Below are 13595 nucleotides of genomic sequence, written 5' to 3' on the forward strand. Positions count from 1 at the left end.
ATGAAGGTGTCGGAGCCCGCGCCGCCGGTCAGCACGTCGTTGCCGATGCCGCCGTTGATCACCTGGTTGCCGTCGTTGCCCGCGATCAGGTTGTTCAGGGCGTTGCCCTTCACGTAGGCGCTCCACGGCGAGAGCGCCATGTTCTCCACGTTCTCGGGCATGATGTTGAAGCGGGCGTAGGTGTAGACGGTGTCGATGCCGCCGTTCGCCGCCTCGACCACCGTCTCGCCGCCGGTGACGTAGTAGGTGTCGTCGCCCGCGCCGCCGGTCAGCGTGGCGCCGCTGCCGGGGGTCCAGATCTGGTCGTTGCCGCTGGTGCCGGTGACGGTGTTGCCGACGGCACTCGGCCAGCTCGTCGGATCTCCGCTGAGCGGCAGCGTCACGCCCTTGACGTTGACCCTGTAGGTAAAGGTAGCGGCGAAGGTCGGCATGTCTGGTTGTCCCGAAGGATAAGGATTTCATCTTAAGGTTGTATACACGGAAAATTCTAGTGTCTCAGATGATAATTCCTTCTGATAAACAACTATTAATTGCATAGAATAGGCATAAGTATTCCTTTGGTTGTGCTAAAATCGTGGCTTAATAGAAAATTGTATGCGAGCGGTCGGTCTGTCCCGGATGGCGCATGGGAGATGTTCATCGCCAAGGAATTCAATGGAAATTTTCTTTTCTAACGTTTTGTTGTTGCATTTCGGGACGGAAAGCGCAGGAAATAATTCTTAAAATTGGCTTTATTGTCAGATCTTGTTCTGTCTTTCTGCGAATATTTCCATATTTTGCAAGCCATCCGAATTCCTTCAACGTATTCTGTTCTGTTCTGTAGGATAGAGCCAGTAATCTATAATTTTGCTAGTTGGGTTCTTCTTTCCACAACGGATGCGTGCTGATTGCATGCTCGGGCATGGCGAGCTGGTCGCTGTTTATCCGGATTGAATGATTGCCTGCATGAATAATCAACCTTGGGTTGTGAATGCCCCCCCGCTCACTTTCCACTCATGTCTGCTCGCGACACCGGCAGATTGCCCGGTGCGGCGGCACCGGTCGTCATGAGTGCGCCAGCGAGAGCGGCCAGGGCGGAATTCACGCGTTGAACGGCTGCTGCCGATGTCGCAGCATCCGTCTCCGGAACGGTGGGTGTCCCCGCCGCACGACCTAATTGCTATCGGGAGCTGGGAATGCGTCTGCGGCCTGACCTGAAGTTGCTCGCGCCGAGGCGGCCGGAACGACACGTCCGTCCCCGCAGGGTGGGCGCCGTGCTGACCTCGGCCATCGGCGGCGCGACGCTGGGCTGCCTGGCGCTGGCCGCGGCGATCCTCCCCGGCACGCTCGTCACGGCGGGGCCGGCATGGGCACAGGCACCGGCCTCGGGCTCGTCGCCGACCATCGACGCGATCCGCGCGCGCGGGCAGCTCATCTGCGGCGTCAACAGCGGCCTCGCCGGATTCTCCGCCCCCGACGCGCAGGGGCGCTGGACCGGTTTCGACGTGGATTTCTGCCGCGCCATCGCCGCCGCCATCTTCGGCGACGCCAGCAAGGTCCGCTACGTGCCGCTGACCGCGCAGAGCCGCTTCACCGCCCTGCAGTCGGGCGAGGTGGACATCCTCTCTCGCAACACCACCTGGACCCTCTCGCGCGACACCAGCCTCGGCCTCGACTTCGGCGCCATCACCTTCTTCGACGGCCAGGGCTTCATGGTGAAGAAGAGCGCGGGCGTGAATTCCGCGCGCGAGCTCGGCGGCGCCACCATCTGCGTGCAGCCGGGCACCACCACCGAGCAGAACCTCACCGACTGGGCGCGCGCCAGCAACATCCAGTTCACCCCCGTGGTGATCGAGCGGCTGGAGGAGCTGGTCGGCGCCTTCATCGCCGGCCGCTGCGACGCCTACACCACGGACAGCTCCGGCCTCGCCGCGACGCGCTCCGCCCAGTCCAATCCGAACGACTACGTGATCCTGCCCGAACTGATCTCGAAGGAGCCGCTGGCGCCCGCCGTCCGCCAGGGCGATGCCCGCTTCGCCGACCTCGTGCGCTGGACCCACTTCGCCATGCTCACCGCCGAGGAGTTCGGCATCACCAGCCAGAACGTGACCCAGATGCTGAACGACCCCCGCCCGGACGTGCAGCGCCTGCTCGGCAAGAACGGCGACCTCGGCAAGATGCTGGGCGTGGACAATGCCTGGGTGGTGAAGATCGTCCAGCAGGTCGGCAATTACGGCGAGGTGTTCCAGCGCAACCTCGCCCCCCTCGGCCTGCGCCGCGAGGGCAATCCGAACGCGCTCTGGACCAAGGGCGGACTGCAATACGCGCCGCCGCTGCGCTAGCCGCCGCCGGCTAGGCGCCGGGCCACGCGCGTGTGGCCCGGCCGGCACCCGGCCCCGGCGCCGCGAAACGTCCGCTGGCGGACGATCGCCTCCGTCCCGCGCCCCGCGCGGTGTCCCCGGCGCGGAACCGGGGTCTTTCTGAAGCCATTACGTCGGTGCGGGGCGCATGCTGCCGGCGCCGCCGATCAGAGGAGGCAGATGGATGTCAGGAGCCACCGCCGATCCGCGCCTCGCCGCCGCGCGGGCCGTGCCGAAGAAGCGCATGCGGCTGTCCTGGTCGGACCCCGCGCTGCGCGGCATCGTCTGGCAGGTCGTCATCGTCGCGCTGGTCGTGCTCGGCATCTGGTGGCTGGTCAGCAACACCCGCCACAACCTGGAGGTGCGCCGCATCGCCACCGGCTTCGGCTTCCTGTGGCGCGAGGCCGGGCTGCCGATCGGCGAGCACCTGATCGACTACTCGCCCACCGACACCTACTTCCGCGCCCTTCTCGTCGGCGTGCTGAACACGCTGCGCGTCGCCATCGTCGGCATCGTGCTGGCGACCATCCTCGGCACGCTGATCGGCGTCGCGCGGCTGTCGAAGAACTGGCTGCTGGCGAAGCTCTCGGCCGTCTACGTCGAGGTTCTGCGCGACCTGCCGCTGCTGCTGCAGCTCCTGTTCTGGTACGCCATGCTGCAGGGGCTGCCGGGGCCGCGCCAGGCGCTGCATCCGGCGGAGGGGGTCTATCTTTCCAACCGCGGCCTGAAGCTGCCGGGGCTGGTGTGGGAGCCCGCGCATGGCTGGGCGTTGGCCGCCTTCCTGATCGGCCTCGTCGCCACCTACTTCTACCGCCGCAGCGCGCTGGCGAAGCAGATGGCCGACGGCCGGCCCCGCCCGGTCTGGCCGGCGGCGCTCGGCTTCCTGGTGGTCCTGCCCGTCGCCGTCTGGGCGGCGCTCGGCGCGCCCTGGACGGTGGACTGGCCGGCGCTGCGCGGCTTCAACATCCAGGGCGGCCTCACCCTCTCGCCCGAGTACTTCGCGCTGCTGCTCGGCCTCGTGCTCTACACGGCCGCCTTCATCGCCGAGATCGTGCGTTCCGGCATCATGGCGGTGCAGCTCGGCCAGTGGGAGGCGGCGCAGGCGCTGGGGCTGCGGCCCGGCCAGGTGCTGCGGCGGATCGTGCTGCCGCAGGCGCTGCGCGTCATCATCCCGCCGATGACCAGCCAGTACCTGAACCTGACCAAGAACTCCTCGCTGGCCGTCGCGATCGGCTACCAGGACATCGTCTCGATCGCCAACACCACGCTGAACCAGACCGGGCAGGCGATCGAGGGCGTCGCCATCATCATGGGCGTCTATCTCACCATCAGCCTGTCGATCAGCCTGTTCATGAACTGGTACAACAAGCGTATCGCGCTGGTGGAGCGGTGAGGCCATGAGCGACATGACGGAGCGCGTCGTCCTCGGCACCGCGGCGGGCCACTCGCCCGAGGCGGTGCCGGGCGGGGTGGAGCAGGGCGCGCCGCCGCGCCGGGCGCCGGTCACCTCGACGGGGCTGATCGGCTGGCTGCGCGCCAACCTGTTCTCCTCCTGGCTGAACACGGCGCTGACTCTGGCGCTGGCCTACCTGATCGTCCGCGGGCTGATCGGCTCCGTCAGCTGGGCCTTCGTCAACGCCGTCTGGTCGGTGCCGGTGACGGAGGCCGGCGCGCAGACCCAGGCCTGCCGCGCCCTGAACGGCACCGGCGCCTGCTGGGCGGTGATCACGGAGAAGCACCGCTTCATCCTGTTCGGCACCTACCCCTACGAGGAGCACTGGCGCCCGGCCCTGTGCATCCTGCTCTTCATCGGCCTCTACGTCGTCTCCGCCATGCGCCGCTTCTGGCGCAAGGAGCTGGTGCTGGTCTGGGCGGTGACGCTGGTCGCGATCGGCGTGCTGATGTGGGGCGGCATCCTCGGCCTCTCCTACGTGCCGCAGGAGCGCTGGGGCGGCCTCGTCATCACGCTGATCCTGGCCACCTTCGGCCTCGCCTTCGCCTTCCCGCTGGCCGTGCTGGTGGCGCTCGGGCGGCGCTCCGAGCTGCCGGCGATCAAGGTGCTCTGCGTGCTCTACGTGGAGCTGATCCGCGGCGTGCCGCTGATCTCGCTGCTGTTCATGGCGAGCGTGATGTTCCCCCTGTTCCTGCCGGACGGGGTGAACGTGGACAAGCTGCTGCGTGCCCAGGTCGCCATCATCCTCTTCGCCGGCGCCTACCTCGCCGAGGTGGTGCGCGGCGGGCTGCAGGCGCTCTCGAAGGGCCAGTACGAGGCGGCCGACGCGCTCGGTCTCTCCTACTGGCAGAAGACCGGCTTCATCATCCTCCCCCAGGCGCTGCGCCTCGTCATCCCGCCGCTGGTCAACACCTTCATCGGCTTCTTCAAGGACACCAGCCTCGTCCTCATCATCGGCATCTTCGACCTGCTCACCGCGGGCAAGACGGCGATCGTGGAGCCGGCCTGGCAGGGCTTCGGCATCGAGGTCTACATCTTCTGCGGCCTGATCTACTTCCTGTTCTGCTTCGCCATGTCCAAGTACAGCCAGAACCTGGAGGCGGAGCTGAACCGCCACCGCCGCCGATGAGGGAGGCGACGGTGGCGAGCGCCCGGCAGGCTGTCGCGGCACGGCCTGCTGCCATCCCGCAACACGCGATCCGGTGGAGAACCGCATGAGCGACACGATCGAGGCCGGCCACGGCGTCGCCTCCGCCGCGCGCAAGGACGCGCCGCCGGCGATCATCCTGGACAAGGTCAACAAGTGGTACGGCACCATGCACGTGCTGCGCGACGTCTCGCTCGAGATCGCGCAGGGCGAGCGCGTGGTGGTCTGCGGCCCCTCCGGCTCGGGCAAGTCCACCACCATCCGCTGCATCAACCGGCTGGAGACGCACCAGGAGGGGCGCATCGTCGTCGACGGCATCGAGCTGTCCGACGACCTGCGCTCGCTGGACGCCATCCGCCGCGAGGTCGGCATGGTGTTCCAGAGCTTCAACCTGTTCCCGCACCTGACCATCCTGGAGAACTGCACCCTGGCGCCGATCTGGGTGCGCAAGATGCCCAAGGCCGAGGCCGAGGCGCTGGCCATGGACTATCTCCGCCGGGTCAAGATCCCCGAGCAGGCGGGCAAGTACCCCGGCCAGCTCTCCGGCGGGCAGCAGCAGCGCGTGGCGATCGCCCGCGCGCTCTGCATGAAGCCCAAGATCATGCTGTTCGACGAGCCGACCTCGGCCCTCGACCCCGAGATGATCAAGGAGGTGCTCGACACCATGGTCGGGCTGGCCGAGACCGGCATGACCATGATCTGCGTCACCCACGAGATGGGCTTCGCCCGGCAGGTGGCGGACCGGGTGGTGTTCATGGACCGCGGCGAGGTGGTGGAGCAGGGGCCGCCCGATTCGCTGTTCGAGAACCCGCGCACCGAGCGGCTGAAGACCTTCCTCAGCCAGATCCTGAGGGGCCATTGAGTCCGGCCGTCACCGCGCGGGCAGGGGGAGCGTCGCGGGGCGGATAGCCCCGGCTGGGCGGCCCGGGCCGCCCTTGCATCGGATCGGAAGCCGCCCTTATCTCGGCGCGCACTACCCCCTGGAGCGCCCCGCGTGACCTCCCAAGAAGCGACGCCATCCCAGGACCCGGCCGCGGCCGGCCCGCCGCGGATCGCCCGGCAGGGGGGCGATCATCCGGAGGCCGCCCCGCCCGAGCCGCCGGCCGCCCCCGCATCCGAACCGGCGGCCGCCGAGGAGCCGCAGGGCGGGGGCGGCCACCATCCCGGCGGCTACGCCCTTCTGCTCGGCGTGCTCGGCGTGGTGTACGGCGACATCGGCACCAGCCCGCTCTACGCCTTCCGCACCGCCCTGCTGCACTTCTCGGCGGACGGGGTCGAGCGCTGGGAGGTGCTCGGCGTCCTCTCGCTGATCCTCTGGTCGCTCATCCTGGTCGTCACCGTGAAGTACGTGCTGCTCGTCACCCGCGCCGACAACCGCGGGGAGGGCGGGATCCTCTCGCTGATGGCGCTGGCGCAGCGCTCGCTGCGCGATCCACGCCGGCGCTGGTTCGTCACCGTGCTCGGCATGGCGGGCGCCTGCCTGTTCTTCGGCGACGGCGTCATCACCCCCGCCATCTCCGTGCTCTCGGCGGTGGAGGGGCTCAAGGTCATCTCGCCCGTCTTCGAGGGCTCGGTGGTGCCGATCTCGCTCGGCGCCATCATCGCCCTGTTCGTCGTGCAGTACCGCGGCACGGGCAGCGTCGGCGCGGTGTTCGGCCCGGTGATGACGCTGTGGTTCGCCCTGCTCGGCCTCCTCGGCCTGGTCGAGGTGATCCGCGAGCCGGGCGTGCTGGTCGCCCTCTCGCCCACCTACGCCATCACCTTCTGCGCCCACTACCAGCTCGCCGCCTTCATCGCCCTGGGCTCGGTGGTGCTGGCGGTGACGGGGGCGGAGGCGCTCTACGCCGACATGGGCCATTTCGGCCGCCGGCCCATCGTGCGGATGTGGAACTGGTTCGTGCTGCCCTCGCTGGCGCTGAACTACCTCGGCCAGGGCGCGATGATGGTCGCCGACCCGTCCACGCTGGAGAACCCGTTCTTCCTCCTGGCCCCGCCCTGGCTTCGCCTGCCGCTGGTGATCCTGGCGACGGCCGCCACCATCATCGCCAGCCAGGCGATGATCACCGGCGCCTTCTCGATCGGCCGGCAATGCGTGCAGCTCGGCTTCCTGCCGCGCCTGATCGTGCACCACACCTCGGAGACGGCGGAGGGGCAGATCTACATGCCCCAGATCAACGCCGCCCTGCTCGCGGGCGTCGTGGTGCTGGTGCTCGCCTTCAAGACCTCGGACAGCCTGGCGGCCGCCTACGGCCTCGCCGTCACCGGCACCTTCATCTGCACCACCCTGCTGGCGATGGTGGCGTTCCGCCGCCTCTACGGCTGGTCGCTGCCGCTGGTGCTCGGCGTGTTCAGCCCGCTCTTCGTGATGGACCTCTGCTTCTTCGTCTCCAACGTGCTGAAGGTGCCGGAGGGCGGCTGGATCCCGCTGCTGCTCGGCACCGGGCTGTTCCTGCTGATGAGCACCTGGCAGCGCGGGCGGGAACTGCTCTTCGCCCGCTTCCGGCAGGACAGCCTGCCGCTGAAGTCCTTCCTGGCCCGCCTGCCGCAGAGCCGCACCATCCGCGTCCCCGGCATCGCCGTGTTCATGACCGGCCAGCCCGACTACGTGCCCGGCGCGCTGCTGCACAACCTCAAGCACAACAAGGTGCTGCACGAGCGCGTCATCTTCGTCACCGTCACCAACGAGGACGTGCCGCAGGTGCGCCGCCGCTACGAGATGTCGGAGCTGGCGCCGAACATCCACCGTGTCCGCCTGCGCTACGGCTTCCAGGAGAGCCCCAACATCCCGCGCGACCTGGAGGCGGTGGCGGGGCTGGACTTCGACCCGATGCAGGTGAGCTACTTCCTCGGCCGCGAGACGCTGGTGCAGGCCGTGGTGCCCAAGATGTCGCACTGGCGGCAATGGCTGTTCGGCCTGCTCTCGCGCAACGCCGTCTCGGCCACCGAATTCTTCCGCATCCCCTCGGACCGGGTGGTGGAACTCGGCGTGCGCGTCGCGATCTGAGGGGAGGCGATCCGGGGCGGGGCGATCGGTGCCGTGGCGCACCGAACCCGGCAGGGAGGCATGGCGTTCCGATGTTGCGGATCAAGGATGGGAGGCGGCCCAGGCGATGGCCACGGTGACGCTGGTGATGGCCTGGGGGCCTGGCCTGCCGGAGGGAAGCCCCGGCCACCGCTACGAGATGAGCGTGACGCTCGACCCGCAGGGACATATCGACCCGGCCGCCTGGCAAGCCGACCCCAACCCGTGGCCCGCGCGCCGCATCTGGCCCGCCGAGCCCGAGCGGCACGGCGACGTGCAGTACGACCCGGAATACGGCTGGTCGCTGCGCTTCTTCGGCGGTGCCGCGCAGGCGCCGGACGTGCCGTTGCAGGACGTGCTGCAACCCTCCGGCCCGATGCGGCCGGGCGAGTATGTCGGGATACGCGAGGCCGATGGCGAGGATTACGGCTATCGGATCGTCAGCGTGACATGAGGCGGGGCGCCGTGACGGCGCCGTGGGTTCCGGCCTCGGGCCTTCGGCGGCGGGCCGCGCCAGGCCGGGCGCCGCGTTCCGGCGCCTCCGATCCCGTCGGGCGGACCGCCCGCTCTTGTCTGGAAGCCGTCAGGTCCGGTTGAGCCGGCGCGAGCTGCTCCGGCACGCGAGGGCGCCGGGCGTGGGATGGCCGTATCGGGGCTCCCGGGGGTGCCCGGAAGCCGGCCAGCGCGAAGGCTGGCCGGCCAGTCGCGTCAGGTCAGAGCGCGCGGAGGTTGGTGGCGGCCGCCTTGCCGCGCTCCATCGCAACGTCGTAGCTGACCTTCTGGCCATCGTTCAGGCCCGGCAGGCCGGCCTTCTGGACCGCGGTGATGTGGACGAACACGTCCTTGCCGCCGTCCTGCGGCACGATGAAGCCGAAACCCTTGGTCGCATTGAACCACTTAACGGTGCCGATCGCCATACGACCCGCATTCCTTCTCTCTTATGGCGGGCGGAGATCGCCCGCGCCGGGCAACCGGATCCTGGGACGGCTTGAAGGCACCCGGGAATCCGGAGGCACGGCAAGGCGAGCGCAAGGCGGTCTGGGCCAACTATGGCGCAGAAGCCGGGGCGGAAGTCAACGACGGCAATGCGCCGCACGGCCGGGTCCCGCCGCACGCGAAAGGGGCGGCCCTTGCGGGCCGCCCCCCGGCGGATATCGGATGCCGGTACGGGGCGGGGAAGGACCCCGCCCCTGCCGGGATCAGAAGTCCATGTCGCCCATGCCGCCCATGCCGCCCGGGCCGCCGGCCGGGGCCGCCTTCTTCTCCGGACGCTCGGCCACCATCGCCTCGGTGGTGATGAGCAGGGCCGCGACCGAGGCGGCGTCCTGCAGCGCGGTGCGCACGACCTTGGTCGGGTCGACGATGCCGGCCGCGATCAGGTCCTTGTACTCGCCGGTCTGCGCGTCGTAGCCGAAGGTGTAGCTGTCGTTGCGCAGCACGTCGCCCGCGACCACGGCGCCGTCCTGGCCCGCGTTCTCGGCGATCTGGCGCAGCGGCACCTGGATCGCGCGGCGGACGATGTCGACGCCGACATGCTGGTCGTTGTTGTCGGTCTTGATGTCGCCGAGCTTCTGCGAGGCGCGCAGCAGCGCCACGCCGCCGCCCGGGACGATGCCTTCCTCGACCGCGGCGCGGGTCGCGTGCAGCGCGTCGTCGACGCGGTCCTTGCGCTCCTTCACCTCGACCTCGGTGGAGCCGCCGACGCGGATCACGGCCACGCCGCCCGCCAGCTTCGCCAGGCGCTCCTGCAGCTTCTCGCGGTCGTAGTCCGAGGTGGTCTCCTCGATCTGCGCCTTGATCTGCTCGACGCGGCCCTGGATGGCGTCCTTGGAGCCGGCGCCGTCGACGATCGTGGTGTTCTCCTTCTCGATCCGCACGTTCTTGGCGCGGCCGAGCTGGGCGAGGGTCACGCTCTCGAGCTTGATGCCGAGATCCTCGGAGATCACCTCACCGCCGGTCAGGATGGCGATGTCCTCGAGCATCGCCTTGCGGCGGTCGCCGAAGCCCGGGGCCTTCACGGCGGCGATCTTCAGCCCGCCGCGCAGCTTGTTGACGACCAGGGTGGCCAGCGCCTCGCCCTCGACGTCCTCGGCCACGATCAGCAGCGGGCGGCCGGACTGCACCACGGCCTCCAGCAGCGGCAGCATCGGCTGGAGCTGGCTGAGCTTCTTCTCGTGGATCAGGATGTAGGGGTTGTCGAGCTCGGCGACCATCTTCTCCGCGTTGGTGATGAAGTACGGGGAGACGTAGCCGCGGTCGAACTGCATGCCCTCGACGACGTCGAGCTCGGTCTGGATGCCCTTGGCCTCCTCGACCGTGATGACGCCCTCGTTGCCGACCTTCTCCATGGCCTGCGCGATCATCTCGCCGATCTCGGTCTCGCCGTTGGCGGAGAGCGAGCCGACCTGCGCGACCTCGGCGGAGGTGGAGATCTTCTTGGTCTGGGCCTTCAGCTCGTCGATGACGACGGCGACGGCCTTGTCGATGCCGCGCTTGAGGTCCATCGGGTTGAGGCCGGCGGCGACGGCCTTCGCGCCCTCGCGCACGATGGCCTGGGCCAGCACGGTCGCGGTGGTGGTGCCGTCACCGGCCAGGTCGTTGGTCTTCGAGGCCACCTCGCGCACCATCTGCGCGCCCATGTTCTCGAACTTGTCGGCCAGCTCGATCTCCTTGGCGACGGTCACGCCGTCCTTGGTGATCCGCGGCGCGCCGAAGCTCTTGTCGATGACGACGTTGCGGCCCTTCGGGCCCAGCGTCACCTTCACGGCGTCGGCCAGGATGTCCACGCCGCGCAGCATGCGGTCGCGCGCATTGGCGCCGAACTTGACGTCCTTCGCAGCCATGTTCGTATTCCCTTCTGATCGGTTCGTTCAGCGACGGGCTCGGATCGGGCGCCTCAGGCGGCCTTGTCGACGATGCCCATGATGTCGGATTCCTTCATGATCAGCAGCTCCTCGCCGCCGATCTTGACCTCGGTGCCCGACCACTTGCCGAACAGCACGCGGTCGCCCGCCTTCACGTCGAGCGCGACCAGCTGGCCCTGCTCGTTGCGCGCGCCGGGGCCGACGGAGACGATCTCGCCTTCCTGCGGCTTCTCCTTGGCGGTGTCGGGGATGATGATGCCGCCGGCGCTCTTCTCTTCCGCGGTGATGCGGCGGACGACCACGCGGTCATGCAGGGGACGGAAACCCATGAGGCGCTCCTGACACGTTTCTCGGTTCCGGCGCCACCTGGTGGCGACGCCTGCGATCCCGCTCCGGCCGGCGCGCAACGGGCCGCGCGGCGACCCTGTTAGCACTCCCACCGGAGGAGTGCCAGCGATCTAGGGGTTGCTCGCGCCGACGTCAAGCGTTCGGCAGCACTCTTTGCTGCTGAGTGCTAAAGCCCTGATAACCAATAATTATTCTGGAAAGCCGGAAAATTCCCGTGTCATGCTGCGATGCACGGCCCCGGTCGAACGGGCCGTCCCGGGAAGGATCGACAGTCACCGCGACAGCAACCGAGACGAGAGGATGCGCGTGCTCAAGGACCTCGAAGCCATCACCCGCCAGGGAAGCGTGCTGCCCGACTGGCGCCTGACCACCGCCGAGATCCTCTATCGCCTGCCGGACCACCCGGCCGTGCTGCAGAGCTTCGTGTGGCAGAAGCACGACCTCGCCCCGCGCTTCCCGGCGCTGGAGCGCTTCCTCGACTTCTGGCGCCGCGAGATCGAGGGGCAGTTGCACTCCGTGCGCGTCGCCTCGGCCGCGCTGACCCGCCCGGCGGAACTGCGCTACGCCAACGGCGTCTTCACCCTGCACTGATCCGGGCACTGGTCCGGCGGCAGCGGACGGGGCGCCGTTCAGGCGACGTCGCGCCCCGCCTGGTCCCGGCGCAGCATGCGCAGCCCCAGCAGCACCGACAGCACCAGCAGCCCGGCGCCGAGGCCGAGCTGCCAGCGCCGGTCCACCGCCACCCCGTCGCCGAGCAGGGCGAAGATCACGGTCTGCGGCACGTAGCCGAGCAGCGAGCCGAGCAGGAAAGGCCCGGCCGCGATGCCGGCCAGTCCGGCGAGCAGGTTCAGCAGCAGGTTGTTGCCCACCGGCAGCAGCCGCAGCGCCAGCGTCGCGCGGAACGGGTCGCCGCGCAGCCGGTCGCGCAGCCGCAGCAGCCGCTGGCCGAGTCCGCCGCGCAGCCGCCGCTCCACCCAGTCCCCGCCCACGAGTCGCGCCCAGAAGTAGCCGGCGGCGCAGCCCAGGATCTGCGCCAGCAGCGCCAGCCCGCTGCCGATCGCCGCGCCGAAGGCGTAGCCGCCGAGGAAGGCGACGCTCTGCCGCGGCACGCCCACCGCGGTCGCGGCGGCGCCGGCCAGAACGAACACCGCCTCGCCCCACAGCCCCTTGCCGCGCACGAAGCGGTCCACCCATTCCGCCCCCTGGGCCGTGCCCGGCGCCGCGCCCAGCTCGCGCAGCAGCCAGCCCGCCAGGGTCAGTCCGAGCGCCAGCAGCGCCAGCTTGCCGATCGCGGCGCCGCGCCCGCCGCCCGGGCCGGGCGAGGGGGGGACGGGCAGGCCGGCCTCCTCCGGAGACAGCGTGGTGGGCATCAGCGCGTCGGTTCCGCGCCGGCCGCCTCGGCCGGCAGGCCGGCCGAGCGTGCGGTGCCGCCCGGCGCCTCGGCCGCCGGTTCGGCCCCACCCGCCGCCTCGATCTCCGGCCGCCGGCCGCGCCGCTGCAGCCAGGCGACGCCGAACAGGTCGAACACTCCGACCGCCAGCCGGTCCAGCGTGCCGTAATTCGAGGCCCCGCGCAGGCGCGGCCGGTGGTTCACCGGCACGCTCACCACCTGCCCGCCGGCACGCAGCACCAGGGCCGGCAGGAAGCGGTGCATGTGGTCGAAGTGCGGCAGGTCGAGGAACAGGGCGCGGGGGAACAGCTTCAGGCCGCAGCCGGTATCGGGCGTCGCGTCGCCGAGCAGCCGGGCGCGCACCCGGTTGGCGATGCGGCTGCTGATCCGCTTGGTCCAGGTGTCGCGCCGCTTCGTTCGGTGGCCGGCCACCAGCAGCCTGTCCCCGCCGGCACCCGCTCCCTCCGCCGCGGCCTGGGCGCGCGCGAGCAGCGCCGGGATGTCGGCCGGGTCGTTCTGCCCGTCGCCGTCCAGCGTCGCGATGAAGCGGCCGCGCGCCGCCTTCACGCCGCTGACCACGGCGGCGGACTGGCCGCAGCTCGCCCGGTGGCGCAGGAAGCGCAGCGGCGCCTGGCGCGCGGCCTCGGCCAGCCGGGCCGGCGTCTCGTCGGTGGAGCCGTCGTCCACGTAGACGATCTCGTGCGGCACCCCGGCCAGCGCCGCCTCGATCTCGGCCACCAGGGGCAGGATGTTGGGCGCCTCGTTGCGCACCGGCACGACCACCGAGACGAGCGGCGGCGCGGCCGGCCCGCCCCGGGCGTCGGCCCGGGTGCCGGGATCGGCGTGGGCCGTCGCGTCGCGCGTGGCGCGGCCGGCGGCGCTGGGCGTGGCGGCTTCCATGTGGCCCGGCGGGGTAGCAGGGGCCGCCAGACCGGACAAGCGCGGCGAGGTGGCGCGGACCCTGCCCCGCGTGGCGCGCGGGGATGGCGCGGCGCCCGGCCGGCCCGACCGATGCCCGCTGCCGGGCCCGTG

Annotated in this window: 12 protein-coding genes and 1 pseudogene; 7 read left to right on the forward strand and 6 right to left on the reverse strand. The window is 69.9% G+C overall.

What is annotated here, in order from left to right:
- Positions 1–431: pseudogene (locus M0638_RS11770) on the reverse strand (hypothetical protein); the annotation flags it as partial.
- 825 nt (positions 432–1256) lie between these two features.
- Between M0638_RS11770 and M0638_RS11775 the strand changes: the two are divergent.
- The 6 genes from M0638_RS11775 (at position 1257) to M0638_RS11800 (ending at position 8415) form a co-directional block, all read left to right on the forward strand.
- Positions 1257–2321, forward strand: coding sequence for an amino acid ABC transporter substrate-binding protein (locus tag M0638_RS11775; protein WP_282571971.1), 1065 nt, complete (start codon positions 1257–1259; stop codon positions 2319–2321).
- A gap of 202 nt (positions 2322–2523) precedes the next feature.
- A complete protein-coding gene (locus M0638_RS11780) occupies positions 2524–3732 on the forward strand; it encodes an amino acid ABC transporter permease (protein WP_248667188.1) in 1209 nt (402 codons plus the stop codon).
- Positions 3733–3736: 4 nt separating this feature from the next.
- On the forward strand, positions 3737–4921 hold the full coding sequence (locus M0638_RS11785; RefSeq protein WP_248667189.1) for an amino acid ABC transporter permease: 1185 nt from the start codon (positions 3737–3739) through the stop codon (positions 4919–4921).
- 85 nt (positions 4922–5006) lie between these two features.
- Complete coding sequence (locus tag M0638_RS11790; RefSeq protein WP_282571968.1) at positions 5007–5801, forward strand: amino acid ABC transporter ATP-binding protein; 795 nt, start codon at positions 5007–5009, stop codon at positions 5799–5801.
- 132 nt (positions 5802–5933) lie between these two features.
- Positions 5934–7943: a potassium transporter Kup gene (locus tag M0638_RS11795; RefSeq protein ID WP_408903433.1), complete on the forward strand. Its 2010-nt coding sequence runs from the start codon at positions 5934–5936 to the stop codon at positions 7941–7943.
- Between the two features lie 106 nt (positions 7944–8049).
- Complete coding sequence (locus tag M0638_RS11800; protein ID WP_248667190.1) at positions 8050–8415, forward strand: hypothetical protein; 366 nt, start codon at positions 8050–8052, stop codon at positions 8413–8415.
- A gap of 259 nt (positions 8416–8674) precedes the next feature.
- On the opposite strand, the gene M0638_RS11805 is transcribed toward M0638_RS11800, so the two are convergent.
- The 3 genes from M0638_RS11805 to groES all read right to left on the reverse strand — a co-directional run bounded on the left by M0638_RS11805 (position 8675) and on the right by groES (position 11154).
- Positions 8675–8878, reverse strand: coding sequence for a cold-shock protein (locus tag M0638_RS11805; protein WP_248667191.1), 204 nt, complete (start codon positions 8876–8878; stop codon positions 8675–8677).
- 282 nt (positions 8879–9160) lie between these two features.
- On the reverse strand, positions 9161–10804 hold the full coding sequence (gene groL / locus M0638_RS11810; RefSeq protein ID WP_248667192.1) for a chaperonin GroEL: 1644 nt from the start codon (positions 10802–10804) through the stop codon (positions 9161–9163).
- Between the two features lie 53 nt (positions 10805–10857).
- Complete coding sequence (gene groES, locus M0638_RS11815) at positions 10858–11154, reverse strand: co-chaperone GroES (RefSeq protein ID WP_248667193.1); 297 nt, start codon at positions 11152–11154, stop codon at positions 10858–10860.
- A 319-nt stretch (positions 11155–11473) separates the two neighbouring features.
- On the opposite strand from groES, the gene M0638_RS11820 reads away from it, so the two are divergent.
- Positions 11474–11764 (forward strand): usg protein, encoded by a 291-nt coding sequence (locus tag M0638_RS11820; protein ID WP_248667194.1) that lies wholly within the window; start codon positions 11474–11476, stop codon positions 11762–11764.
- Positions 11765–11802: 38 nt separating this feature from the next.
- On the opposite strand, the gene M0638_RS11825 is transcribed toward M0638_RS11820, so the two are convergent.
- Together M0638_RS11825 and M0638_RS11830 are read right to left on the reverse strand one after the other, a co-directional pair.
- Entirely contained in the window at positions 11803–12543 is a 741-nt protein-coding gene (locus M0638_RS11825) for a VTT domain-containing protein (protein WP_248667195.1), read from the reverse strand.
- Complete coding sequence (locus tag M0638_RS11830) at positions 12543–13463, reverse strand: glycosyltransferase (protein WP_248667196.1); 921 nt, start codon at positions 13461–13463, stop codon at positions 12543–12545. The genes M0638_RS11825 and M0638_RS11830 overlap by 1 nt, the downstream gene beginning before the upstream one ends.
- Positions 13464–13595: the final 132 nt, after the last annotated feature.

This window comes from Roseomonas acroporae (assembly GCF_023223525.1).
In the GTDB taxonomy this organism is placed as follows: domain Bacteria; phylum Pseudomonadota; class Alphaproteobacteria; order Acetobacterales; family Acetobacteraceae; genus Roseomonas_E; species Roseomonas_E acroporae.

Bases quoted from the DNA above. Each gene is read 5' to 3' on its own strand.
- M0638_RS11780 (WP_248667188.1), top strand. From the start codon at position 2,524: ATGTCAGGAGCCACCGCCGATCCGCGCCTCGCCGCCGCGCGGGCCGTG.
- M0638_RS11785 (WP_248667189.1), top strand. From the start codon at position 3,737: ATGAGCGACATGACGGAGCGCGTCGTCCTCGGCACCGCGGCGGGCCAC.
- M0638_RS11790 (WP_282571968.1), top strand. From the start codon at position 5,007: ATGAGCGACACGATCGAGGCCGGCCACGGCGTCGCCTCCGCCGCGCGC.
- M0638_RS11800 (WP_248667190.1), top strand. From the start codon at position 8,050: ATGGCCACGGTGACGCTGGTGATGGCCTGGGGGCCTGGCCTGCCGGAG.
- M0638_RS11805 (WP_248667191.1), bottom strand. From the start codon at position 8,878: ATGGCGATCGGCACCGTTAAGTGGTTCAATGCGACCAAGGGTTTCGGC.
- groL (WP_248667192.1), bottom strand. From the start codon at position 10,804: ATGGCTGCGAAGGACGTCAAGTTCGGCGCCAATGCGCGCGACCGCATG.
- groES (WP_248667193.1), bottom strand. From the start codon at position 11,154: ATGGGTTTCCGTCCCCTGCATGACCGCGTGGTCGTCCGCCGCATCACC.
- M0638_RS11820 (WP_248667194.1), top strand. From the start codon at position 11,474: ATGCGCGTGCTCAAGGACCTCGAAGCCATCACCCGCCAGGGAAGCGTG.
- M0638_RS11825 (WP_248667195.1), bottom strand. From the start codon at position 12,543: ATGCCCACCACGCTGTCTCCGGAGGAGGCCGGCCTGCCCGTCCCCCCC.
- M0638_RS11830 (WP_248667196.1), bottom strand. From the start codon at position 13,463: ATGGAAGCCGCCACGCCCAGCGCCGCCGGCCGCGCCACGCGCGACGCG.